Source organism: Streptomyces sp. CO7 (genome assembly GCF_053474865.1).
The window spans coordinates 874,932-880,222 of sequence record NZ_JBRIOU010000004.1 but is presented as its reverse complement, the minus strand read 5'-3'; the positions used below and the strand labels follow the sequence as shown (position 1 = coordinate 880,222).

At 72.9% G+C, this 5,291-nt stretch carries 5 protein-coding genes; 4 read left to right on the top strand and 1 reads right to left on the bottom strand.

All coding sequences use genetic code 11. The features are described 5' to 3' along the window. Positions 1-255 precede the first annotated feature (255 nt). Entirely contained in the window at positions 256-906 is a 651-nt protein-coding gene (gene purN, locus ACOV8S_RS16800) for a phosphoribosylglycinamide formyltransferase (protein ID WP_448318610.1), read from the top strand. Continuing rightward, positions 903-2,483 (top strand): bifunctional phosphoribosylaminoimidazolecarboxamide formyltransferase/IMP cyclohydrolase, encoded by a 1,581-nt coding sequence (gene purH / locus ACOV8S_RS16795; protein WP_448318609.1) that lies wholly within the window; start codon positions 903-905, stop codon positions 2,481-2,483. The genes purN and purH overlap by 4 nt, the downstream gene beginning before the upstream one ends. Positions 2,484-2,573: 90 nt before the next feature. Here the strand turns inward: purH and ACOV8S_RS16790 are convergent, their stop codons facing one another. Then, complete coding sequence (locus ACOV8S_RS16790; protein WP_448318608.1) at positions 2,574-3,281, bottom strand: RDD family protein; 708 nt, start codon at positions 3,279-3,281, stop codon at positions 2,574-2,576. Between the two features lie 272 nt (positions 3,282-3,553). Between ACOV8S_RS16790 and ACOV8S_RS16785 the strand changes: the two genes are divergently transcribed. Both ACOV8S_RS16785 and ACOV8S_RS16780 read left to right on the top strand, forming a co-directional pair. Continuing rightward, complete coding sequence (locus ACOV8S_RS16785) at positions 3,554-4,408, top strand: bifunctional methylenetetrahydrofolate dehydrogenase/methenyltetrahydrofolate cyclohydrolase (RefSeq protein WP_448318607.1); 855 nt, start codon at positions 3,554-3,556, stop codon at positions 4,406-4,408. Between the two features lie 139 nt (positions 4,409-4,547). Further along, positions 4,548-5,243: a DUF3017 domain-containing protein gene (locus ACOV8S_RS16780; protein ID WP_448318606.1), complete on the top strand. Its 696-nt coding sequence runs from the start codon at positions 4,548-4,550 to the stop codon at positions 5,241-5,243. The last annotated feature ends 48 nt before the right edge of the window (positions 5,244-5,291 follow it).

Here is a 5,291-nt window from a genome sequence, read left to right as displayed (position 1 = left end):
CCCGGGCCCCCTGCCCTCTTCGGAACGTGTGGCGCACCTGGGACGTTCCCGCCCGGTGCCGCGTCGCACACGGCAGACGGTACCGCCCGGCTCCGCCCCCGTCCCGTGGGGGCGTCCGAAGTGCCGGGTATCGTTGCTGCCGGTCGACCGCTTCGTAGACTTCCCCGTAAGACGGGGCGCGAAGCATTCGTACGTCCGTACAAAGCCGCGCGTACGACCGGCCGGTATCGCCGCTCTCCCGAGAAAGGCCCCGCCGTGGCCGCCGCCCAGCCGCCCGCGCCCGTGTCCACCGGCGTCAAGCGCCTCGTCGTGCTGGTGTCCGGATCCGGTACGAACCTCCAGGCACTCCTCGACGCGATCGAGGAGACCGGCACCGAGGAGTACGGCGCCGAGATCGTCGCCGTCGGCGCCGACCGCGACGGGATCGAGGGGCTGGCCCGCGCCGAGCGCGCCGGGCTGCCGACCTTCGTCGTCCGGGTGAAGGACCACGCCACCCGCGACGAGTGGGACGCGGCGCTCGCCGGGGCCGTCGCGGCCCACCGGCCCGACCTGGTGGTCTCGGCCGGCTTCATGAAGATCGTGGGCAAGGAGTTCCTGGCCCGTTTCGGCGGGCGGTTCGTCAACACGCACCCTGCCCTGCTGCCCAGTTTTCCCGGAGCCCATGGCGTGCGCGACGCGCTCGCGTACGGCGCCAAGGTCACCGGATGCACCGTCCACTTCGTCGACGACGGCGTCGACACCGGCCCGATCATCGCCCAGGGCGTGGTCGAGATCCGGGACGAGGACGACGAAGGCGCTCTGCACGAGCGCATCAAGGAAGTCGAGCGAAGGCTGCTCGTCGATGTCGTGGGGCGTATCGCCCGCAACGGCCACCGCATTGAGGGACGAAAGGTAGTTATCCCGTGACCGCCGACACCACTGTCACGACCCAGCGGCCCATCCGTCGCGCACTGGTCAGCGTCTACGACAAGACCGGTCTCGAGGAGCTCGCCCAGGGCCTCCACGAGGCGGGTGTCGAGCTGGTCTCCACCGGCTCCACCGCCGGCCGGATCGCCGCCGCCGGCGTCCCCGTCACCAAGGTCGAGGAGCTCACCGGCTTCCCGGAGTGCCTCGACGGGCGCGTGAAGACGCTGCACCCGAAGGTCCACGCCGGCATCCTGGCCGACCTGCGGCTGGAGAGCCACCGGCAGCAGCTGGACGAGCTGGGCGTCGCCCCGTTCGACCTGGTGGTCGTCAACCTCTACCCGTTCCGCGAGACCGTCGCCTCGGGCGCCTCGGCCGACGAGTGCGTCGAGCAGATCGACATCGGCGGCCCCTCCATGGTGCGGGCCGCCGCCAAGAACCACCCCTCGGTCGCCGTGGTCACCAGCCCGGCCCGCTACGCCGACGTGCTCTCCGCGGTGAAGGGCGGCGGGTTCGACCTGGCCGCGCGCAAGCGGCTGGCCGCCGAGGCGTTCCAGCACACCGCCTCCTACGACGTGGCCGTCGCCTCCTGGTTCGCCTCCGACTACGCCCCGGCGGACGCCGACTCGCAGTTCCCGGACTTCCTGGGCGCGACCTGGCAGCGCAGCCACACCCTGCGCTACGGCGAGAACCCGCACCAGCCCGCGGCCCTCTACCTCTCCGAGGGCGCCGAGGGCGGTCTGGCCGGCGCGGAGCAGCTGCACGGCAAGGAGATGTCGTACAACAACTACACGGACACGGACGCCGCGCGCCGTGCCGCGTACGACCACGACGAGCCCTGCGTCGCGATCATCAAGCACGCCAACCCGTGCGGCATCGCGGTCGGCGCCGACGTCGCCGAGGCGCACCGCAAGGCGCACGCCTGCGACCCGCTCTCCGCGTTCGGCGGCGTCATCGCGGTCAACCGGCCGGTCTCCAAGGAGATGGCCGAGCAGGTCGCCGAGATCTTCACCGAGGTCGTCGTCGCGCCGGACTACGAGGACGGCGCCGTCGAGATCCTCGCCCGGAAGAAGAACATCCGCGTGCTGCGGGCTCCTGAGGCCCCGTCCGCGCCCGTCGAGGTGAAGCCGATCGACGGCGGCGCGCTGCTGCAGGTCACCGACCGGCTGCAGGCCGACGGCGACGACCCGGCCCACTGGACCCTGGCCACCGGCGAGGCGCTGTCCGAGACGGAGCTGGCCGAGCTGGCGTTCGCCTGGAAGGCCTGCCGCGCGGTGAAGTCCAACGCGATCCTGCTCGCCAAGGACGGCGCCTCGGTCGGCGTCGGCATGGGCCAGGTCAACCGCGTCGACTCCGCCAAGCTGGCCGTCGAGCGGGCCGGCGAGGAGCGGGCGCGCGGCTCCTACGCCGCCTCCGACGCCTTCTTCCCGTTCCCCGACGGGCTGGAGATCCTCACCGCCGCGGGCGTCAAGGCCGTGGTGCAGCCGGGCGGTTCGGTCCGTGACGAGCTGGTGGTGGAGGCCGCGCGGAAGGCGGGCGTCACCATGTACTTCACCGGCACCCGGCACTTCTTCCACTGACGGATCCACCGGCCGCCGCGAGGCGGGACGAACGACGGCGGCGCACCCCGGAGCTCCGGGGTGCGCCGCCGTCGTACGGGCGGGGATCCGTCAGCGCTTGCCGAGGACCATGGTCGACGCGGCCTTGTCGTGCCAGCCCTGCTGGCGGCCGGAGTTGTCCCAGAAGGGGGACAGGTACACCAGCAGCTGGCCGATGCCGCAGAGGAAGCTGCCGACCGTCGGGATGATCCAGCGGATGAAGGAGGAGCCCAGGCCGGGCTTCTGGCCGGTGTCGGCCTTCACCACGCGCAGGCCGAGCGCCAGCTTGCCGACGGTGGCGCCGACCAGACCGATCATCAGCCACTCGTACAGCAGGGTGAAGATGATGAAGAAGCCCATGACCGCGAAGATCGGGCCCATCATGTCGCTGGCGGCCTGGTCGATGCAGGACTGGTAGACCGCCGGGTCACCGGCCGCGTCGCACTCCGCGGCAGCGTCGCTCGCGCCCAGGACCCCGACGCCCAGCAGGATGCCGTAGATCACGCCGATGATCACGCCGTCGATCAGACGGGCCAGGAAGCGCATGCCCATCGACGCGGGCGGGGGTCCCTGCTGGTAGCCGCCCTGGCCGCCCGCCGGGTAGCCGTAGCCCGACTGCGGCGGGATGCCGGGCTGACCCTGCTGCGGGTAGCCGTACCCGGGCTGCGGCTGCTGCGGCTGGCCGTACGGGCTGCCCGCCGGCTGCTGGGGCTGGCCGTAGGGGCCGCCCGACGGCTGCTGCGGCGCGCCGTAGGGGTTGTTGGGGTCGCCATAGCTCATGGGTGTTGCCTTTCTCCGGGTACTCGACGCTCGACAGGGCGACGACGGGCGAACGTCTGCGGAGGAAGGTGCACGTGGCGGTGGCCCCCCGGTACTGCCCGCTGCACTGCCGTTTCATCGTTCTGCACCCGTTCTGCGCTGTCCACCCACAGGCGTGACCTGTTGCGGAAGCGCAACCTGGGGATGACGGGAGGCCGACGGGCCGGCGGCCCGCCCCGGCCGGCCGTGGACCTGTTTTGAACAGGGCCGGGTCCATCCGGGAGGATGGAGGCATGAGCGCCCAGATTCTCGATGGCAAGGCCACCGCGGCCGAGATCAAGTCCGAGCTTGCCGCCCGCGTGGCGAAGCTGAAGGAGAAGGGCGTCACGCCCGGTCTCGGCACCCTGCTGGTGGGGGACGACCCCGGCAGCCACAAGTACGTCGCCGGCAAGCACCGTGACTGTGCCCAGGTCGGCATCGCGTCCATCCAGCGCGAGCTGCCCGCCACGGCCACCCAGGAGGAGATCGAGGCCGTCGTCCGCGAGCTGAACGAGGACCCGGCCTGCACGGGCTACATCGTCCAGCTCCCGCTGCCCAAGGGCATCGACGAGAACCGCATCCTCGAGCTGATGGACCCGGACAAGGACGCCGACGGCCTCCACCCGATGAACCTCGGCCGCCTGGTGCTCAACGAGCCCGCCCCGCTGCCCTGCACCCCCAACGGCATCCTCACGCTGCTGCGCCGCTACGGCGTGGAGACCAAGGGCGCCGAGGTGGTCGTGGTCGGCCGCGGCGTCACCATCGGCCGTCCGATGCCGCTGCTGATGACCCGCCGGTCCGAGAACGCCACGGTCACCCAGTGCCACACCGGCACCAAGGACCTGGCCGCGCACCTCAAGCGCGCCGACATCGTGGTCGCCGCGGCCGGTTCGCCGCACCTCATCCGCGCCGAGGACATCAAGCCCGGCGCGGCGGTGCTGGACGTCGGCGTCTCGCGCAACGACGAGGGCAGGATCGTCGGCGACGTCCACCCGGACGTGGCCGAGGTGGCCGGCTTCCTGTCTCCCAACCCGGGCGGCGTGGGCCCCATGACGCGGGCGCTGCTGCTGGTCAACGTGGTCGAGGCGGCGGAGCGCCGTGCCGGCTGAGTCGCGGGGCGGGCACGGGGCGACGGACGCGGAGCGGGTGCCGGAGGGTTCGCCCTCCCCGGACGCCCGGCAGGCGCGGGACACCCCGCGGGCCTCGGCCTCCTTCCCGCCCTCCGCGGAGGTGCCTGACGCCCCAGGGGTGCCTGACGCCCCGGAGTCGCCGGACGCCCCGGCGGTGCGGGACGCCGCGGAGGTGTCCGATGCCGCAGACGCCCCGGACGCCACGGACGCCACCGAGGCGCGGGACTCCGCCGGCACGAAAGAGCGGGACTGCACGAAGGAGCGGGACTTCCCGGAGGCAACCTCGGCCACCGAGGCGCGGGAGTCCGCTGAGGCATCCGACGGCGCCGGCCCGCGGGACGACGCCGGGAATGCCGGGGACCCCGCCGGGCCGCCCGTGGTGCGGGACGCGGTCAGCGCGCCCGACGCGCAGGGTCGTCCGCGGCGGGTCACCCGCCGGTTCCCGCTGTTCACCCGGGACACGGCGCGACCCGAGGGCGGCGGCCGCGCCGCCCCCAAGGACGCGCCGGCCCCGGCCAGGCAGTGGCCGATCCTGCTGCTCAGCACGGTGGCCGGGATCGGGCTGCTGCTCACCGCCTTCGGCCTGTTCCGGCCGGGGACCGTGGTGATCGGCTGCGGGCTCCTGCTGGGCGCGGTGTTGCGCTGGACGGTGCCGAACGTCGGCATCCTGGCGGTGCGTTCGCGGTTCACCGACGTGGTGACGTACGGGCTGCTGGGCGTCGTCATCGTGCTGCTCGCGCTGATGGTCGAGCCGGAGGGGCTGGAGATCCCCTTCCTGAAGGACCTGCTGCACTTCACCGTCGACGAGGGCTGACGGCGGGGGGCCGCCCGCCCGGCTCCCCGCCCCACGCGCCCCACGCGC

Excerpts from the sequence above, each read along its gene's own strand:
- ACOV8S_RS16790 (WP_448318608.1), bottom strand. The coding sequence starts at position 3,281 with ATGAGCTATGGCGACCCCAACAACCCCTACGGCGCGCCGCAGCAGCCG.
- ACOV8S_RS16785 (WP_448318607.1), top strand. The coding sequence starts at position 3,554 with ATGAGCGCCCAGATTCTCGATGGCAAGGCCACCGCGGCCGAGATCAAG.